Source organism: Methylobacterium sp. Leaf466, assembly GCF_001425565.1.
Lineage (GTDB): Bacteria > Pseudomonadota > Alphaproteobacteria > Rhizobiales > Beijerinckiaceae > Methylobacterium.
Map to the genome: position 1 here is coordinate 25,898 of NZ_LMRC01000011.1, position 17,857 is coordinate 43,754.

Annotated in this window: 15 protein-coding genes, 1 tRNA gene and 1 CRISPR repeat array; of the genes, 12 read left to right on the top strand and 4 right to left on the bottom strand. The window is 71.0% G+C overall.

Features of this window, described 5'->3' with window-relative positions:
• Window positions 1-119 precede the first annotated feature (119 nt).
• The 4 genes from ASG59_RS06290 to ASG59_RS06305 all read left to right on the top strand — a co-directional run bounded on the left by ASG59_RS06290 (window position 120) and on the right by ASG59_RS06305 (window position 4,871).
• Entirely contained in the window at window positions 120-1,175 is a 1,056-nt protein-coding gene (locus ASG59_RS06290) for an SDR family oxidoreductase (protein WP_244475649.1), read from the top strand.
• Between the two features lie 51 nt (window positions 1,176-1,226).
• Complete coding sequence (locus ASG59_RS06295; RefSeq protein ID WP_055881411.1) at window positions 1,227-2,144, top strand: alpha/beta hydrolase; 918 nt, start codon at window positions 1,227-1,229, stop codon at window positions 2,142-2,144.
• 191 nt (window positions 2,145-2,335) lie between these two features.
• Window positions 2,336-3,844: an ATPase domain-containing protein gene (locus ASG59_RS06300; protein WP_055881414.1), complete on the top strand. Its 1,509-nt coding sequence runs from the start codon at window positions 2,336-2,338 to the stop codon at window positions 3,842-3,844.
• Window positions 3,831-4,871, top strand: coding sequence for a sensor histidine kinase (locus ASG59_RS06305; protein WP_055881419.1), 1,041 nt, complete (start codon window positions 3,831-3,833; stop codon window positions 4,869-4,871). The genes ASG59_RS06300 and ASG59_RS06305 overlap by 14 nt, the downstream gene beginning before the upstream one ends.
• 127 nt (window positions 4,872-4,998) lie before the next feature.
• On the opposite strand, the gene ASG59_RS06310 is transcribed toward ASG59_RS06305, so the two are convergent.
• From ASG59_RS06310 to thiE, 3 genes are all read right to left on the bottom strand, one after another.
• Window positions 4,999-5,625: an XRE family transcriptional regulator gene (locus ASG59_RS06310; protein WP_055881422.1), complete on the bottom strand. Its 627-nt coding sequence runs from the start codon at window positions 5,623-5,625 to the stop codon at window positions 4,999-5,001.
• A gap of 117 nt (window positions 5,626-5,742) precedes the next feature.
• Window positions 5,743-6,549, bottom strand: coding sequence for a bifunctional hydroxymethylpyrimidine kinase/phosphomethylpyrimidine kinase (gene thiD / locus ASG59_RS06315; protein ID WP_056407566.1), 807 nt, complete (start codon window positions 6,547-6,549; stop codon window positions 5,743-5,745).
• A gap of 40 nt (window positions 6,550-6,589) precedes the next feature.
• Window positions 6,590-7,300: a thiamine phosphate synthase gene (gene thiE / locus ASG59_RS06320; RefSeq protein WP_055881781.1), complete on the bottom strand. Its 711-nt coding sequence runs from the start codon at window positions 7,298-7,300 to the stop codon at window positions 6,590-6,592.
• Window positions 7,301-7,443: 143 nt separating this feature from the next.
• On the opposite strand from thiE, the gene ASG59_RS06325 reads away from it, so the two are divergent.
• The 6 genes from ASG59_RS06325 (at window position 7,444) to ASG59_RS06350 (ending at window position 13,585) form a co-directional block, all read left to right on the top strand.
• On the top strand, window positions 7,444-8,007 hold the full coding sequence (locus ASG59_RS06325; RefSeq protein WP_056407605.1) for a sugar O-acetyltransferase: 564 nt from the start codon (window positions 7,444-7,446) through the stop codon (window positions 8,005-8,007).
• Between the two features lie 51 nt (window positions 8,008-8,058).
• Window positions 8,059-9,081: a hypothetical protein gene (locus ASG59_RS06330; RefSeq protein ID WP_082494440.1), complete on the top strand. Its 1,023-nt coding sequence runs from the start codon at window positions 8,059-8,061 to the stop codon at window positions 9,079-9,081.
• A gap of 142 nt (window positions 9,082-9,223) precedes the next feature.
• On the top strand, window positions 9,224-10,240 hold the full coding sequence (gene nadA, locus ASG59_RS06335) for a quinolinate synthase NadA (protein WP_056282665.1): 1,017 nt from the start codon (window positions 9,224-9,226) through the stop codon (window positions 10,238-10,240).
• Window positions 10,237-11,766, top strand: coding sequence for an L-aspartate oxidase (locus ASG59_RS06340; protein ID WP_056407567.1), 1,530 nt, complete (start codon window positions 10,237-10,239; stop codon window positions 11,764-11,766). Before nadA ends, ASG59_RS06340 begins: the two co-directional genes overlap by 4 nt.
• A gap of 101 nt (window positions 11,767-11,867) precedes the next feature.
• Window positions 11,868-12,725, top strand: a complete 858-nt coding sequence (gene nadC / locus ASG59_RS06345) for a carboxylating nicotinate-nucleotide diphosphorylase (protein WP_056407570.1) — start codon at window positions 11,868-11,870, stop codon at window positions 12,723-12,725.
• A gap of 194 nt (window positions 12,726-12,919) precedes the next feature.
• On the top strand, window positions 12,920-13,585 hold the full coding sequence (locus ASG59_RS06350; protein WP_055881437.1) for a L,D-transpeptidase: 666 nt from the start codon (window positions 12,920-12,922) through the stop codon (window positions 13,583-13,585).
• Between the two features lie 125 nt (window positions 13,586-13,710).
• On the opposite strand, the gene ASG59_RS06355 is transcribed toward ASG59_RS06350, so the two are convergent.
• Complete coding sequence (locus ASG59_RS06355; RefSeq protein WP_056407572.1) at window positions 13,711-14,196, bottom strand: SRPBCC family protein; 486 nt, start codon at window positions 14,194-14,196, stop codon at window positions 13,711-13,713.
• Between the two features lie 527 nt (window positions 14,197-14,723).
• Between ASG59_RS06355 and ASG59_RS06360 the strand changes: the two genes are divergently transcribed.
• Window positions 14,724-16,283, top strand: coding sequence for a 2-isopropylmalate synthase (locus ASG59_RS06360; RefSeq protein WP_056407574.1), 1,560 nt, complete (start codon window positions 14,724-14,726; stop codon window positions 16,281-16,283).
• A 114-nt stretch (window positions 16,284-16,397) separates the two neighbouring features.
• Window positions 16,398-16,473 (top strand) — tRNA-Lys (locus ASG59_RS06365).
• Window positions 16,474-16,667: 194 nt separating this feature from the next.
• Window positions 16,668-17,808: direct repeats of the CRISPR family, unit length 31 nt; unit sequence GTTTCGATCCACGTCCCCGTGAGGGAGCGAC.
• Window positions 17,809-17,857: the final 49 nt, after the last annotated feature.

Consider the following 17,857-nt stretch of genomic DNA (forward strand, 5'->3'; position numbering starts at 1 on the left):
GATAAGGCCGTGACCTCCCAACTGCAAAGGCCGATCCACCTGTCGTTGCGCATCTCTGACGCCCGCGGCCCGCCCGGCGGTCGTGGTGCACCGAACAAGCGGTACGATCGCGAGTTGGCATGGAGTATGGTCCCGACCTCAACACCGAGCGCCCCACCATGAATGCTCTCAAGCCATTGTGCGATCAGGTGATCGTCATCACCGGCGCCTCGAGCGGCATCGGCCTCGTCACCGCACGGCTGGCGGCCGCGCGCGGCGCGCGGGTGGTGCTGGTCGCCCGCAACGCCGAGGCCCTCGACATCCTGCGCAACGAGATCCTCGACGCCGGCGGCCAGGCGATCGCGGTGCCGGCCGACGTCGGGGTCCGCGAGGAGGTCGAGGTGGTCGCCGAATGCGCCATCGAGGCTTACGGCCGGATCGACACCTGGGTGAACAACGCCGGCCTGACGATCTACGGCCGGCTCTGGCAGGTGAGCGACGCCGACCACGAGCGCCTGCTCCGGACCAACCTGTGGGGAACGGTGCTGGGCTCCCTGATCGCGGTGGAGCACCTGAGGAGGGCCGGCGGCGCCCTCATCAACGTCGGGAGCCTCGGCTCGGACCTCGCCTTCCCGCTGCAGGGGATGTACGGCGCCAGCAAGCACGCCGTGAAGGGCTTCACCGACAGCCTGCGGATGGAGCTCATCGAGGACGGCGCCCCGATCTCCGTCACCCTGATCAAGCCGGCCTCGATCGATACCCCCCTGCCCCAGCACGCCCGCAACTACATGGACCGCGAGCCGAAGCTCCCGCCGCCGGTCTATCCCCCCGAGGAGGTGGCCGAGGCGATCCTGCATGCCGCGGTCCATCCGCGGCGGGACGTCTTCGTCGGCGGTGCGGCCAAGGCGTTGGCGAGCTTCAAGACCTTCGCGCCGGGCGCCTACGACGCGCTGTCGCCGGCCGTGAGCGCCCTGCAGCGGCGCAAGGAGGCGCCGCGCGATCCGGCGGGATCCCTCCATGCCGCGGGCACCGACGGCCGGGCGCGGGGCGACCACCCCGGTTACGTCATGCGCACGAGCGCCTATACCCGCGTCGAGCGGAACCTGGTGCCGGCGCTCGGCCTCGCTGGGGTGCTGGCGGTGGTGGCGCTGCTCGCCACGCGGTCGGGGCGGCCCGCGACGGGGCGGCGGTCCTGAGCGGGAGGGGCGGGGGATTGCGATCCGGTTCGAGCGGGACGAAGGGCTGACATGGAGCAGGCTGTGGACAGGACATCGGGGCGCGACGACACCGTCGTGGCCCTTTCCGAACGCCGGGGCCGCACCGTCTCCCTCGATCGCCGCATCCTGCGGTCCTCCGGCGGACGCGGGATCGCCTACGTCGAGGCGGGCTCGGGTCCCGACCTCGTCCTGATCCACGGCGCTCTCACCACCCTGGACGACATGTGGCTCGGCCCGATGACGGCCCTGAGCCGGCACTTCCGCGTCATCGCCGTCGACCGGCCCGGCCACGGCGCCAGCGACCGCATCCGCTTCCGCGACGGCTCGCCCTGGGCCCAGGCCGCGATCGTCCGCGAGGCGCTGCGGGCGCTGGGTCTTCACCGGCCGGTGATCGTCGGCCATTCCTTCGGCGGGGCGGTGGCGCTGTCCTACGCCATGAGCTTTCCCGACGAGATCGCCGGCGTCGTGGCGCTGGCGCCCATCTGCTTTCCCGAGCTGCGCCTCGAGCAGCTTCTGTTCGGCCCGCGCGCGGTCCCGGTCCTCGGCGACGCCCTCGCCTTCACGGGCGGGGCCGCCTTCGACACGGCGATGCTGCCGATGCTGTGGCGGACGATGTTCCTGCCCCAGGCGATGCCGCCGCGGTTTGCCGCCGAGTTCCCCTTCGCCTGGGCACGCCGCCCCGCGCCGATGATCGCCAACGGCGAGGACGCCGCCGCCCTATGGCCGGCGCTCACCCGCCTCGCCATGGCCTACGGCCGGTGCCGCGTGCCCGTGCACATCCTGGGCGGCGACGCCGACCTCGTCGTCGGCAACCTGATCCACGGCTGGAACGCATCGCGTCTCATCCCGGGCGCGCGCTTCGACCTCATCGCCGGGGCCGGGCACATGCTGCACCACTTCCACGCCGATGCGATCACGGCGGCGGCGATGGAAATGGGCCGGGCCTGAGGGCTTTCGCACGAAGGCGGACACGCTTGCATGCCGGGTGATGGATCGGGCGGCCCCGTCGAGGGTTGTATGCCGACAACACCCGCGGACGAACCCCTCCGGGTGGCGGCTTTTCCGGCCGTTCCACTTGTGCTTGCGGGTCGACCCGTCCCTACAGCTGTCCGAGCCTTCGCGATGTGCCGAGTTCACCGATGACGTCACCCTCCTTCGACGCCGCACCCGTTCCCAGCGGCGTCCCCGGGCTCGATCAGGTCCTGTCCGGCGGCTACGCCGGACAACGCGCCCATCTCATCGAAGGCCGGCCGGGCTGCGGCAAGACCACCCTCGGAATGCAGTTCCTGATGGACGGCGTCGCACGCGGCGAGCGCGGCCTCTACATCACCCTGTCGGAAAGCCGGCGCGAGCTGATGTCGGTGGCCGAGCGCCACGGCTGGTCGCTGGACGGCATCGACATCTACGAGCTGGTGCCGCCGGAGCTGAGCCTCGATTCGGAGAAGCAGCAGAGCCTCGTCCATTCCTCGGACCTGGAGCTCGGCGAGACCGTGCAGATGGCGCTCGCCGAGATCGAACGCGTCAAGCCGGTTCGCGTGGTGTTCGACAGCCTGTCGGAGATCCGGCTGCTGTCACAGGGGTCGCTGCGCTACCGGCGCCAGGTGCTGGCGCTCAAGAGCTATTTCCTCCTGAACAACGCCACCGTCCTGATGCTCGACGACCTCAGCTCGGACGACGACGACCTCAACCTGCATTCGATCAGTCACGCGGTCATCCGCCTGGAGCAGATTACGCCGGCCTACGGCACCTCGCGGCGGCGCCTCAACGTCATCAAGATGCGGGGCGCCCGCTATCAGGCCGGGTACCACGACTTCCTGATCCAGGAGGGCGGCGTGCGGGTCTTCCCCCGCCTGATCCCGGCCGACCACCACCGCGCCTTCGTCCCCGGCTCGGCCGAGAGCGGCATCCCGGAGCTCGACGGCATCCTCGGGGGCGGGGTGGATCGCGGCACCAGCACCCTCATCATCGGGCCGTCGGGCGCCGGCAAGTCGACCCTGGCCCTGTGCTACCTCCTGGCGGCGTTGAAGCGCGGCGAGCGCGCCTTCGTCGTCAGCTTCGACGAGACCGCCGGCATCCTGCTGCAGCGAGCGGCGGGCATCGGCATGGACCTGGCGCCCTACCTGCGCTCGGGCCTCCTGCGCATCGAACAGGTCGATCCCGCCGACGTCACGCCGGGCGAGCTCGCCGGCCGGATGCGCGACGCCGTCGAGAAGGACGGCGTGGGGGTCGTCCTGATCGACAGCCTCACCGGCTACATGAGCGCGATGCCGGACCAGCCCTACCTCGTGCTGCAGATGCACGAGATGCTGACCTTCCTCAACCAGCTCGGCGTCGTGACCATCCTGATCCTGGCCCAGCACGGCATGATCGGCCGCGCGGATTCGCCCGTGGACCTCACCTACGTCAGCGACACCGTGGTGATGCTGCGCTTCTTCGAGGCGGCCGGACGGGTGCGGCGGGCGATCTCGGTGCTCAAGAAGCGCACCGGCCCGCACGAGGACGCCATCCGCGAGTTCAAGATCGACACCGGCGGCATCAGGGTCGGCCTGCCCCTCACGGACTTCCGTGGCGTCCTGACCGGCGTGCCCATCTTCGAGGGCGAACGCGGCACCCTGCTGCGGGACCGGGACACCGATGCCCCAGCGTGATCGCCTCGCCTTCGTCCTCGCCCCCGCCGGCCGCGATGCGCAGGTCGCCGCCGCCATCCTCGACGAAGTCGGCATCGCCTCCGAGGTGAAGGCGAACCTCGACGACCTCGTCGCCGAGATCGATCGGGCCGCCTGCGCGGTGGTGACCGAAGAGGCGCTGCTGCGGTGGGACCGCCGCGCCATCGCCGAATGGGTGGACCGGCAGCCGCCCTGGTCGGACTTCCCCTTCGTTCTCCTCAGCCTGCGCGGCTCGACGCCGGATCGTCGCCTCACCGACCTTCTCGGCAACGTCACCGTGCTCGAGCGGCCGTTCCATCCGGCGGTGCTCGCCAATGCCGTGCGCTCGGCGCTACGGGCGCGGCGGCGCCAGCGCGAGGTCGAGGCCGCCCTCCAGGAGCGCGAGCGCACGCACGAGCGCCAGGCGTTGCTGATCCGCGAACTGCACCATCGCGTGAAGAACACGCTGGCCACCGTGCAGGGGCTGCTCGGTGCGACCGCGCGCTCGACGCGCGACGTCGAGACCTTCTATCACTCGTTCTCGGACCGGATCGTCTCGCTGGGCAAGACCCACAACCTCCTCACCGAGGACTACTGGCAGACCGCGCCCCTCGAGAACCTGCTGCGCAACGAGCTCGATCCCTACAATTCCACCGGCGGGGCCCGCATCCGGCTCGACGGCCCGGCCGTGGAACTGGCCGCCGATCTGGCGGTGCCCACCGGCATGGCGATCCACGAGCTGACCACCAACGCCGCCAAGCACGGCGCCCTGGCGAGGCCCGACGGGCGCATCGACATCACCTGGACGCTTCACCAGGACGATGCCAAGCGGACCCTCGACCTGTCCTGGGTCGAATCCGGCGGACCGGCGGTGACTCCGCCCACGCGAAAGGGCTTCGGCTCGATCCTGCTGCAGCGGGTGCTGGCCCAGCAATGCAACGCCGAGGTCAGCATCGACTACGCCGCGACCGGACTCGTCTTCCGCATGCGTGTGCCGCTCACCGAGGAGCGGCTGGTGCCGACCTACTGACGAGTGGCGCGACGGAGCCGGATCATCTCATTTCCGGTTGATCACTTTGTGATGCGGACATGGGCTTCGCTCGGGCGCCGCGCGGGCTCGGCGATACGGTTCCCGCTCGATTCAAGCGGACACCGTGTCACTCCATCACCGCCGCCTTCATGATCACCACCATGATCGCCCGCGACGGTCCCTCGCCGATGCAGCGCAGGGTATGGGGCCGGTCGCAGCGATAGCGCAGGGTCTCGCCGGCGCGGGCGCGGTGATGGGTGCCGGCGACGTCGACCTCGAACACGCCCTCCGTCACCGTCAGCGATTCGACCGATCCGCGCTGGTGCGGGTCGGAATCGAGGATGCCGCCGGGCTCGGCGGTCACCTCGTACCACTGCAGCCACTCCACCGTCTTGATCCAGCCGATGATCGACAGGCGGACCCGCCCGTCCTCGGAGACCAGGTTCGGGGTGTCGGCCCGGGAGATCTTCTCGATGAAGGGTTCTTCGTCGTTGGTGGCGAGAACCCGCTCGATCGACACGTCGAGGGCCTGGCTGAGGCGCCAGATCGTGGCCAGCGTCGGGTTGGTCTCGTTGCGCTCGATCTGGCTGATGATCGATTTCGCCACACCCGACTGCTCGGCGAGTTCCGACAGCGACAGGTTGTAGGCCTTGCGAAGGCGCTGGATCGTCTTGCCGAGCTGGCCCGACAGAACCTGCGCCCCGGTCAGCACCTCGCGCGGACGCCCCCGCTCCGTCGTCACCTCGTCCTGCATCTCGCCAAACCCGTGCCTCGTTCCGTTAACCGGACGATCGTGCGCTACTACAAACGGATTCTCGCGTCCGGCGCAAGGTGGAGGAGGGCTTCGGGACCGCCGGCCTGGACCCATCCGTCATCGCCAGAGGGCGTGGAAGTGGTGGATCGGCCCGTGCCCCTTGCCCACCGGCAGGCTATCGGAGGCGGCGATGGCGGCGGTGACGTAGCGCTTGGCCTGGGCCACCGCCTCCGCCAGGGGGACGCCGCGCGCGAGGCCGGCCGCCACGGCCGAGGACAGGGTGCAGCCGGTGCCGTGGCTGTTGCGCGTGGCGATGCGGGGTGCCGAGAAGCGCCGCATGGTGCCGTCGGCCCCCATCAGGTGGTCGATGCTCTCGGTCCCCTCGGCGTGGCCGCCCTTGACCAGCGCGGCGCGGGCGCCGAGGGAGAGGAGCTTGCGCCCCTGCGCCACGGCGGCGTTCTCGGTGGCGGCGGCCGGCTCGCCGATGAGGCACCCGAGCTCGGGCAGGTTCGGGGTCACGATCTCGGCCATCGGCAGCAGGTGCCGGCGCAGGGCCTCCACCGCCTCGTCGGTGATGAGCCGGTCGCCGCTGGTGGCCACCATGACGGGGTCGAGGACGATGGGGATGCGACCGGCGTACCGTCCCAGCCCCTCGGCCACCGCGACGATGGTCTCCACCTGCGACAGCATCCCGATCTTCACCGCCGTCACCGCGAGATCGGAGAACACGCTCTCGATCTGGGCGAGCACGAAGGCGGCCGGCACGTCGTGGATGCCCTGGACGCCGAGGGTGTTCTGGGCGGTGAGCGCCGTGATCACGCTGGCGCCGTAGACGCGCAGGGCCGCGAAGGTCTTGAGATCCGCCTGGATCCCGGCGCCGCCGCTGGAATCGGACCCGGCAATGGTGACGGCGATCGGTGTCATGGCTTTCCCGTCGGATGGTGATGTTCCGTTGCCGGCGAGCTTACGTGCGCGCGCCCCGTGCCGCGAGGGCCGAATCGACCCTGTGGCGCAGATCGGCGGCGCGGCCCTCGACGGAATCGCCGGTGAACAGCGCCGAGATGACCGCGACGCCGTCCGCGCCCGCCGCGATCACCGCGGCGCAGTTGCTGGCGTCGATGCCGGCGATGGCGCCGAGGGGAAAGTTGGTGCCGCGGGCCAGCCGCGCCCGGAACGCCACCCGGCCGAAGCCGTCGAGGCCCACCGGCGGATCGGGGTTGTCCTTGCTCGCGGTGGCGAAGACCCCGCCGATGCAGCCGTAGTCCACCGGCAGGCGGTAGAGTTCGTCCGCCTGCCCCCCGGTCTTGAGGGTGAGCCCGATGATCGCGTGGCGCCCCAGCAGGCGGCGGGCGTCGGACGGATGCAGGTCGCCCTGTCCCAGATGCACGCCCTCGGCGCCGGCCGCCAGCGCGAGGTCGACCCGGTCGTTGACGAGGAGGGGCACCTGCCGGCTGGCCAGCGCCGCATGGATCGCCCGGATGCGCGCCAGCGCGGCCCTGGCGTCTGCGATGTCCTTTTCGCGGTACTGGATCAGCGTCGCGCCGCCGGCCGCGGCCTGTGCCGCCATGGCCGCGAGCCTGGCGCCGTCGCCGCCGCAGACGCCGACGTCGAGGATGCCGTAGAGGCGCAGATCCACCGGCACGGCCGGCCCCGCCGCCTGTCCCTGTCCGATCACCGTGACGGTCTCCCCGCGGTCCGTTTCGTCCTCCATAAGGCCAAGGCCGGCCCGCAGGAACCCGTCGCCGCCGCCCTTCCGGTGGCGAGGCGCGCGCGAAGCCCCCATGTCGACGGTCGGCCCGGACCCTGGAGGAGATGCCCGTGGACAAGACCCAGAAGCAGCGGATGCTGGCCGGCGAACTCTACTACCCCGGCGACGACGAGATCAGGGCCGATTCCCGGCGCTGCATGGAGTGGCTCGCCCGCTACAACGCCACCCTGGCGATGCCTGCGCGCGACCGCATCGCGCTCCTGCGCGAGATCTTCGCTGGCGCCGGCGACGGCGCGGTGGTGCGCCCGCCGTTCCATTGCGACTGCGGCTACAACATCACGCTGGGCACCGACACCTTCCTGAACTTCGGCTGCTTCATCCTCGATATCGTGCCCGTCACCATCGGCGACCGCACCCAGATCGGCCCCGGCGTGCAACTCCTCACCGCCGATCATCCGCGCGAGGCCGCCGCGCGCGAGTCCGGCCTGGAGTTCGCGCGGCCGATCACCATCGGCACCAACGTCTGGATCGGCGGCGGCGCCCTGGTCCTGCCGGGCGTCAGCATCGGCGACCACGCCATCGTCGGTGCCGGCGCCGTGGTGACGCGGGACGTGGCGGCGGGAGCGACCGTCGCCGGCAACCCCGCGCGACCGCTCGCGACATCGCCGCGTTGACCCCGGACCGCAATATGCCAAGACCACCGGTGCGGTAGCGATGCGGGAATCATGTCGAGCCTGACGACGGCCAAGGACCCGCCCGACCACGCGCTCGGGACCGGGACGAGCGATGCCCTGTCCCATCCCTCCGCCGTGGGGCTGGTGGCGGTGATCGTCGCCGCCACCGACGGGGAGCCGCGCGCGCTCACCGTGCAGGTGCCCGGGCAGGCGCCCGGCCGCCAGGACGGCCTGCCGTTCGGGCCGCTCGTGCCCGAGCATCCGACCCTGGAACGGGGCCTGCGCGCCTGGGTCGAGCGCCAGACCCACCAGCGCCTCGGCTACGTCGAGCAGCTCTACACCTTCGGCGACCGAGACCGGCAGGGCGACGAGGCGGCGGGGCTGCATTCGCTCTCCGTGGCCTATCTCGCCCTGGTGCGCGAGATGCGCCCGGCCGGCCTCGCCGAGGCCTCCTGGCGCAACTGGTATCGCTACCTGCCCTGGGAGGACTGGCGGGCGGGGCGCCCGGAGTCGCTGGGCGCGATCGAGCCACGCCTCATGGCCTGGGCCGGCGAGGTCGCCGACCCGAAGCTGCGGCGCCGGCGCGAGGACCGGCTCGGCCTCACCTTCGGCCTCTGCGGCGGTGCCTGGAACGAGGAGCGGGTGCTGGAGCGCTACGAGCTCCTGTTCGAGGCGGGCCTGATCCCCGAGGCGCAGGGGCAGGCGGGGAAAGGCGCCTGCGCCGAGGCCGCCGTCACCGGCCACCCCATGGCCTTCGACCATCGCCGTGTGCTCGCCACGGCGATCGGGCGGCTGCGCGGCAAGATCAAGTATCGCCCGGTGGTGTTCGAACTGATGCCCCCGACCTTCACCCTGTTCCAGCTGCAGCGGACGGTGGAAGCCCTGTCGGGCGCCGAACTCCACAAGCAGAACTTCCGCAGGCTGGTGGCGCAGCAGGGGCTCGTGGAGGAGACCGACGACCTCACCAGCGGCACCGCTGGCCGCCCGGCCCGCCTCGTGCGCTTCCGCCGCGAGGTGCTGCTGGAGCGCCCGGCGCCGGGGTTTCGCCTGACCCCCGCCCGCCGTCCGGGCTGATCGCACCGCACGCGGTCCGACGCGACGGTTCATTGCACCGCGAAATTGTTATGCTCAACTCCAGCATATCTGGACAACCGCGATTCCGGGCCCTACGTTAGTCGGCGCAATGCTCAATTTGAGCATAAGTGAGGAGGCGTCCATGGCGGCCACCACGCACCCGGCGAGCCAGTCCCCGACGGCGGCTTTCCCGCTGCCGCAGATCTACGAGCGCGTCAGTCGGCACGTCCCGGCCATCGAATGGCCGGCGCTCGCCGACGACGTCGCCGCGATCCTGGAGCTGAAGAAGACCCGCAACGCGGTCATCCTCGCGCACAACTACCAGGCGCCGGAGATCTTCCACACGGTGGCCGACATCGTCGGCGACAGCCTGGCGCTGGCCCGCGAGGCGGTGACGGTGGATGCCGACGTGATCGTGCTGGCCGGCGTCCACTTCATGGCCGAGACGGCCAAGCTCCTGAATCCCGGCAAGACGGTGCTGATCCCGGACCTGCGCGCCGGCTGCTCGCTGGCCGATTCGATCACCGCCGCCGACGTCAGGGGCTTGCGCGCAAAGCACCCCGGCGTGCCGATCGTGACCTACGTCAACACGTCGGCCGCCGTGAAGGCGGAGTCGGACGTGTGCTGCACCTCCGGGAACGCGGTGGAGGTGGTGCGTTCGCTCAACGCGCGCCAGGTGCTGATGATTCCCGACGAGTTCCTGGCCCAGAACGTCCAGGCCCTGGTGCCCGAGGTCGAGATCCTGACCTGGGCCGGCCATTGCGAGGTCCACGAGCGCTTCACGCCCGCCGACATCCGCGAGGTTCGCGAGAGCTATCCCGGCGTCACGGTGATCGCGCACCCCGAATGCCCGCCCGACGTGGTGGCCGAGGCCGATTTCTCGGGCTCCACCGCGATGATGATGAACTTCGTGACGCAGAAGCGCCCGGCGCAGGTGGTGCTCGTCACCGAATGCTCGATGGGCGACAACATCGCCGCGGCCAACCCCGACATCGAGTTCATCAAGCCCTGCAACCTGTGCCCGCACATGAAGCGGATCACGCTCGGCACCATCCGCCGTGCCCTCGAGACGATGACCCACGAGGTCACGGTGGAGCCCGAACTCGCCGAGCGGGCGCGGGCGGCGGTGGAGCGCATGCTCGCGGTGCGGGCCCGATGAACGCGCCCGCCCGCTTCCCCTTCCGGCCGCTCGCGGCCGACCGCGTCGTGGTGGTGGGGGCCGGCGTGGCCGGCCTCGCCACGGCGCTGCGCCTGGCGCCGCTGCCGGTGACCGTGGTGACGGCCGCGCCCCTGGGCTTCGGCACCGCCACCGGCTGGGCCCAGGGCGGCATCGCCGCCGCCATGGGCGAGGACGACGAACCCGCGCTTCACGCCCTGGACACGCAGGCCGCCGGCGCGGGGTTGACCGATCCGGCGGTGGCCGAGGCGGTCGCGAAGGCCGGCCCCGGCCTGATCGACTGGCTGGTCGGCCTGGGTGCGCCTTTCGACCGAGACGAGGCCGGCGCCCTGGCGCTCGGTCTCGAGGCCGCCCATTGCCGCCGCCGTATCGTGCGGGCCGGCGGCGATTCCACCGGCCGCGCCGTCCTCGAGACCCTGGTGCGGGCGGCCGCCGCCTGCCCGTCCATCGAGGTGCTCGTCGCCCGCGCCCGCGACCTCATCCGCGACGACGCGGGCGGCGTCGCCGGCCTGGTGTGCGAGCGCGACGGGGTCTCGTTCCCGCTGCCGGCCCGGGCCGTGGTGCTCGCCACCGGCGGTCTGGGTGCGCTCTACGCCTCCACCACCAACCCCACCGGCGCCACCGGCCGTGGCCTCGCCATGGCCGCGCGGGCGGGGGCCGTGTTGCGCGACATGGAGTTCGTGCAGTTCCACCCCACCGCCATCGCCACCGGCGCCGACCCGATGCCTTTGGCCACCGAGGCCCTGCGCGGCGAGGGCGCGCGCCTGATCGACCGGGACGGCGCGCCGGTCATGGCCGGCATCGCCGGGGGCGACCTCGCCCCGCGCGACGTCGTCGCCCGGGCGATCTTCCAGGCGCGCGGCCGTGGCACCGAGGTGTTCCTCGATTGCCGCGGTGCGCTCGGCCTGCGCATGGCGAGCCGCTTTCCCACCGTGGCGGGTCTTTGCGCCGCGGCCGGGATCGATCCGCAGCGCCAGCCGATCCCGGTGCGCCCGGCCGCCCATTACCACATGGGCGGGATCGCGGTGGATCAGGACGGTGCCGCCTCGGTCGCCGGCCTCTACGCCTGCGGCGAGGTCGCCTCCTCCGGCCTGCACGGGGCCAACCGCCTCGCCAGCAACTCGCTGCTGGAGGCGCTGGCCTTCGCCCCGCGCATCGCTGCCGCGATCGCCGCCGCGGCGCCGGCCGGGGCCTGTGCCGCGCCCTGGGAGACCCGGCCGGAGGCGGGCGACCTCGCCGACCTGCGCGCCACCATGGAGCGCCGTGTCGGGGTCGTGCGCGAGGAGGCGGGCCTGCGTGCGGCCGTGGCGCGCCTGACGCCCGCCGCCCGGCATTGCGATGCGGCCCTGACCGGCCTGATCGTGGCTGTCTCGGCCCTGTCCCGCACCGAGAGCCGCGGCGCGCACTGGCGCTCCGACCACCCCGAGCAGCTGCCCGCCCGCCAGACCGAGGTGACGCTGGCGCAGGTCTGGCGGATGGCGGACGCCGCGGTGCCGGTGGGCGCCTGAGCCCCCGGGAGGCTCGCTCGATCTCTCTCCCTCCGGGAAGGGCCGGTCCCGTCCCGGAGGGGCGCGGCCACCCTCCGACAGTTCTTGCCACGAGTGACCCGATGCGCGACGATCTCCTCCCCCTCCCCCGCCTCCTCGTCGAGCCCATCGTCCGGGCGGCGTTGCTCGAAGACCTCGGGCGGGCGGGCGACATCACCACCGACGCCATCGTACCCGCGAGCGCCCGCCTCGAAGGCGTCATCGCCGCCCGCCAGCACGGGGTCGTCTCCGGTGTCGATGCGGCGGTGATCGCCTTCGCCCTGATCGATCCCGCCGTCGCGGTGGCGGTGGAGCGGGGCGACGGCGTCCTCGTCGCCCCCGGCGACGTGGTGCTGCGCCTGTCCGGCCCGGCCCGCGCCATCCTCACCGCCGAGCGCGTCGCCCTCAACCTGCTGTGCCGGATGTCGGGGGTGGCCACCGCCACGCACGGCCTCGTCGAGGCGGCGCGCCCGCACGGCAAGGCCAGCATCGTCTGCACTCGCAAGACCACGCCGGGCCTGCGCGCGCTGGAAAAGCACGCCGTGCGGGCCGGGGGCGGCTCGAACCACCGCTTCGGCCTCGACGACGCCGTGCTAATCAAGGACAACCACGTCGCCGTGGCCGGCGGCATCGTGCCCGCCATCACCCGTGCCCGCGCCCGCGCCGGGCACCTCGTGAAGATCGAGGTCGAGGTCGATACCCTCGACCAGCTCGAAGAAGCCCTCTCGGTGGGGGCCGATGCGGTCCTCCTCGACAACATGAGCCCGGAGCAGCTCGCCCGCGCCGTGGCGATGATCGCCGGGCGGGCCCTGGCCGAGGCCTCCGGCCGGATCACCCGCGAGACCGTCGGTGCGGTCGCCGCCTCGGGCGTCGATCTCATCTCCTGCGGCTGGATCACCCACAGCGCGCCGATCGTCGACCTGGGGCTCGACGCCGCCTGAATCGCAGCCCGTTACGGCCAAGCCGCCACACTGTTGCCACGGAGTCACGACGCCGGGGCAAGTTTTGCCGCAGTGCGATTTGACCTTGGCTTTGGGCGGGGCGCGTTTACGTCTTGGCGATGCTCGTCGCGTTACGGTGCGCCGCTGTAGCCCCCGCGTTCTCCCAAGATTTTGCCTGTATTCGAGAGGCCTTGATGCGTCGTTTCGCTCCCGCCCTGACCGGGCTCGCCTGCATGACGGGGGCTTGGGCGACGCCCGCCGCCGCCTACGAGATCGATCCCCTCACCCGCCAGCCGCTCGACAACGCCCTCATGGTCCGGGTGCGGCCGCAGAGCGAGCCGATCGCCACGCCGATCCCCACCGCCAACGCCTCCCTCAACCCGTCCGACCCGCTGGCGGCGGCCGTGCCGCAGATGTCGGCGATCCAGCGCGAGACGGTGGCCTACAACGGCCCCTACGGCGCCGGTACCATCGTCGTCTCCACCACCGAGCGCCGGCTGTACTACGTGATGGGCAACGGCCAGGCCCTTCGCTACGGCGTCGGCGTCGGCCGTCCCGGCTTCACCTGGGGCGGCGTGCAGAGCATCACCATGAAGCGCGAGTGGCCCGATTGGCGTCCCCCGGCGCAGATGCTGCGTCGCCGGCCCGACCTGCCTCGCTTCATGAAGGGCGGCCTCGAGAACCCGCTGGGCGCCCGCGCGATGTACCTCGGCAATTCGATCTACCGCATCCACGGCTCCAACGAGCCGGAGACGATCGGCGGCGCCGTCTCGTCGGGCTGCATCCGCATGACCAACGACGACGTCGCGGACCTCTACACCCGCACCAAGGTCGGCACGAAGGTCGTCGTCCTGCGCTGAGCCGGGCGCGTGCGATGAAGAGAGGGGCCGGCGGTGACGCCGGCCCTTTTTTCTGACGCCGACGGAGCGCCGGCGTGCCGAAGACCCGACTGGCCTCGTCGGAACCTACTTGGCTATGTCGGAACCTATTTGGCCTTGTCGGCGATGGCGGCCAGGCCCGAGGTGTAGATCCCCTCGATAGCGTCCTTGGCCACCGTGTCCGGCGCGCCCTTGGCCTTGAAGCTTCCGGTCCAGGTCACCTTCGAGCCGGAGCCCGAGGGGGCCACCGCGATGGTCGAGGAGTAGTCGGACACCGGCAGCGGGCTCTCGACGATGGCGTAGGTGTAGGTCATGGCCTTGTCGTCGCGGGAGGTCTGCGACTCGACGATGGTGCCGCCGCCCTTCAGGCTCAGGGTCCGCAGGCTGGTGCCGCCCTTGGTCGAGAGCTCGCACTTGGCGATCGCCGGGTGCCAGGACCCGATCCCGCAGAAGTCGCCGATGGTCGACCAGACCTTGGCCGGCGGAGCGGACACATCCACGGACTTCATGACGTCGAGGGCGAGGCCCGGCGCCGTTCCGGCGATCAGGGCGAGGGCCGGCAAGGCGCAGAAGCGCAGGGCGTTACGCAGCATCGTGGGTGTTTCCTTCGATTTTTTTGATCGTGCACGGGATGATTCCCGGTCCGGGCCCGTGGGCCTGCGGTAGAGCTAGACAGGATCGGATCCACGGCAAGTGCCGCCGGAGGACAAGGCCCGCCCTGGGAGATGCGAGGCTTGTCAACGTCCGGTCCGCCGGCTAGGGTTTTCGCTCGCATCACGCTCGAGCCAACGATGGGCATCGCGTGATCATCGGGAGAGACGAGCCTTGGCCAGCGCCGGCTCCACGCATGGGATCGCAGGAGCCGCTGTCGCGGCGCCGCACTCCTGTGCGCTTTCCGGCTTTCCCAAGTCTTCGGGCTTTCCCAAGTCTTCGGGTCTTCTCGAGCTCCTGCTTACACGCCCCTGAGGGCCGTCCGGGCGCTTGGCGCCTGGGCTCTCAGGGGAGCGTCGTCCGGCACCGCACCGCTCGCCGTGAGCGCCCGTGCCGACCTTCGATCGCCGTCTTCGAAACCTTCAGGCGCGACCGCGAGCCCGGCGCGCCGCCACGGGACCTCCCAGCCATGACCACCCTGACCCCGGCGCGCGACCGCGTCCTCATCTTCGACACCACCCTGCGCGACGGCGAGCAATGCCCCGGCGCCACCATGACGCTGGACGAGAAGCTCGCGGTGGCCGAACTCCTCGACGCCATGGGCGTCGACATCATCGAGGCGGGCTTCCCCATCGCCTCCAACGGCGATTTCGAGGCGGTGGCGGCCATCGCGCGCCGGGCCAAGCGCGCCACCGTCGCGGGGCTCGCCCGCGCCATCCCCGCCGACATCGCGCGGGCCGGCGAGGCGGTGCGCCAGGCCCGGCGCGGGCGCATCCACACCTTCGTCTCGACCTCGCCGATCCACCTCGCCCACCAGATGCGCAAGTCGCAGGACGAGGTCGTCGAGATCATCCTCAAGACCGTGGCCCAGGCCCGCGACCTCGTCGAGGACGTGGAATGGTCGGCCATGGACGCCACCCGCACGCCCATCGACTACCTCTGCCGCTGCGTCGAGGCGGCGATCGGGGCGGGGGCCACCACCATCAACCTGCCCGACACCGTCGGCTACGCCACGCCGTCCGAGTACCGCGCCATGTTCGAGGCGGTGCGGGCGCGGGTGCCCAATTCCGACAGGGCGGTGTTCTCGGTGCATTGCCACGACGACCTCGGCCTCGCCATCGCCAATTCCCTGGCCGGCATCGAGGGCGGGGCGCGCCAGGTGGAATGCACGATCAACGGCATCGGCGAGCGCGCCGGCAACGCCGCCCTGGAGGAGATCGTCATGGCGATCCGCACCCGGGCCGACGTGATGCCATACGAGACCGGCATCGAGTCGACGATGCTCACCCGCGCTTCCAAGCTCGTGAGCCACGCGACCAACTTCCCCGTCCAGTACAACAAGGCCATCGTCGGCCGGAACGCCTTCGCCCACGAGAGCGGTATCCACCAGGACGGGATGCTCAAGCACACCGAGACCTACGAGATCATGACCCCGGCTTCCGTGGGCGTGGCCAAGACCGCCCTGGTGATGGGCAAGCACTCGGGCCGGGCCGCCTTCCGCGCCAAGCTCGAGGAACTCGGGCTCAGCCTCTCCGACAACCAGCTGCAGGACGCCTTCGAGCGGTTCAAGGCGCTGGCCGACCGCAAGAAGCACGTCTACGACGAGGACATCGAGGCCCTGGTCGACGAGAACCTCGCCACCGCCCACGACCGCATTCGGCTGGTCTCCCTCTCGGTGATCGCCGGCACCCGCGGGCCGCAGCGCGCCACCCTCGAACTCGCCATGGACGGCCGGGTCGTCAGCGAGGAGGCCGAGGGCAACGGGCCGGTGGACGCGGTCTTCAACGCGATCAAGGCGCTGGTGCCGCACGAGGCTGAACTCGAACTCTACCAGGTCCATGCGGTCACCGAGGGCACCGACGCCCAGGCCGAGGTCTCGGTGCGCCTGAAGACGCCCGAGCGCAGCGTCACCGCCCGCGGCGCCGACCCCGACACCCTGGTCGCCTCCGCCCGCGCCTATCTCTCCGCGCTCAACAAGCTCTCGGCCACCGCCGTGCGCCTGCACGCCCAGCACGCCGCGGCGCAGTGATCGCCCACGCGTCAAGAAAATCGCCGTCCGGGGGTGGACACCCCCGGACGGCCTTGCTATCAGCCGCCTCCTGACGGGGCGGCTTGGTGGTCCCCCCGGTTGCCGCAAGGCAATGGGTGCATAGCTCAGTTGGTAGAGCAGCTGACTCTTAATCAGCGGGTCCAAGGTTCGAACCCTTGTGCACCCACCAAACAACTTCAATGCATGGGCAGTTTGCCTGCGAGCCGATCAGGCTCCTGGCCTTCGTGGATCGCGTTTGTCGGCCCAGCAGATTCGGTCCCTTGGAGCCGATCCCTCCGGCCCGTGCGTCGCTGGACCCAGTCTTCATTCGTCATGACCCCGCGATGTCGTCTCGCGTCGTTCGGTGCTGACCTCTGCCACGTGTCTTGCTTCACGCTCCCTGCGAGGGAGCGGCATCCACGCGGTGCAGCCGGCCCCGGCGACCCGGTCGTTTCGATCCACGCCCCCGCGAGGGAGCGACGTTTCGACTTGCCGTTGACCCCGAGCCCATAGTGGTTTCGATCCACGCCCCCGTGAGGGAGCGACGCCGCAAACGGAACCTGCCGGTCATCCTCGAACTGTTTCGATCCACGCCCCCGTGAGGGAGCGACCCGCAAGCGCCTGTTCCTCGTCGCCCGGCGCGACGGGTTTCGATCCACGCCCCCGTGAGGGAGCGACCGATCGTGCTGATGCCGATGAGGGTCTGACGATGTTTCGATCCACGCCCCCGTGAGGGAGCGACCATCGGGCTCAACCCGTCGACAGCCGATCACAGGTTTCGATCCACGCCCCCGTGAGGGAGCGACCGGCCGGCTTCGAGGCCGGGGCCTTTGACGACGCTGTTTCGATCCACGCCCCCGTGAGGGAGCGACACCGCAACCGGCGATGGAAATCTTGACGGGGTGAAGTTTCGATCCACGCCCCCGTGAGGGAGCGACGTAGACCGAGTCCTCGTCGTGCGGCGTCCCGAGGTTTCGATCCACGTCCCCGTGAGGGAGCGACCCGAGCCCGGTGACGAAGCTGGCCAGGCGGTCGAGGTTTCGATCCACGTCCCCGTGAGGGAGCGACCTCGGCGCCGATGGTGCGCGCCCTGCTCGACGGCCGGTTTCGATCCACGTCCCCGTGAGGGAGCGACTTGCCGCCAGTCTGTCGGCGACGTCCAAGTGCGGGGTTTCGATCCACGTCCCCGTGAGGGAGCGACGACGGGCGTCTGCGGCGCGTTGCGCGCTCGGGAGTTTCGATCCACGTCCCCGTGAGGGAGCGACGGTTCCGTGCGCCTTGGTGGCGGCTTCGGTCTGGGTTTCGATCCACGTCCCCGTGAGGGAGCGACCGGTGGTCGCCCAGAGGCCCTTGGTGATCAGCAGGGTTTCGATCCACGTCCCCGTGAGGGAGCGACAAGCCAGCGATGCCTTCACCGAGTACGCGACCCTGTTTCGATCCACGTCCCCGTGAGGGAGCGACGTCGTCGGAGAGCATCCGCCAGCCGAAGCGGTTGTTTCGATCCACGTCCCCGTGAGGGAGCGACGGCGCCATTGTAACATCCTGGCAGGATGTCGGAAATCGGGAGGGGTGCG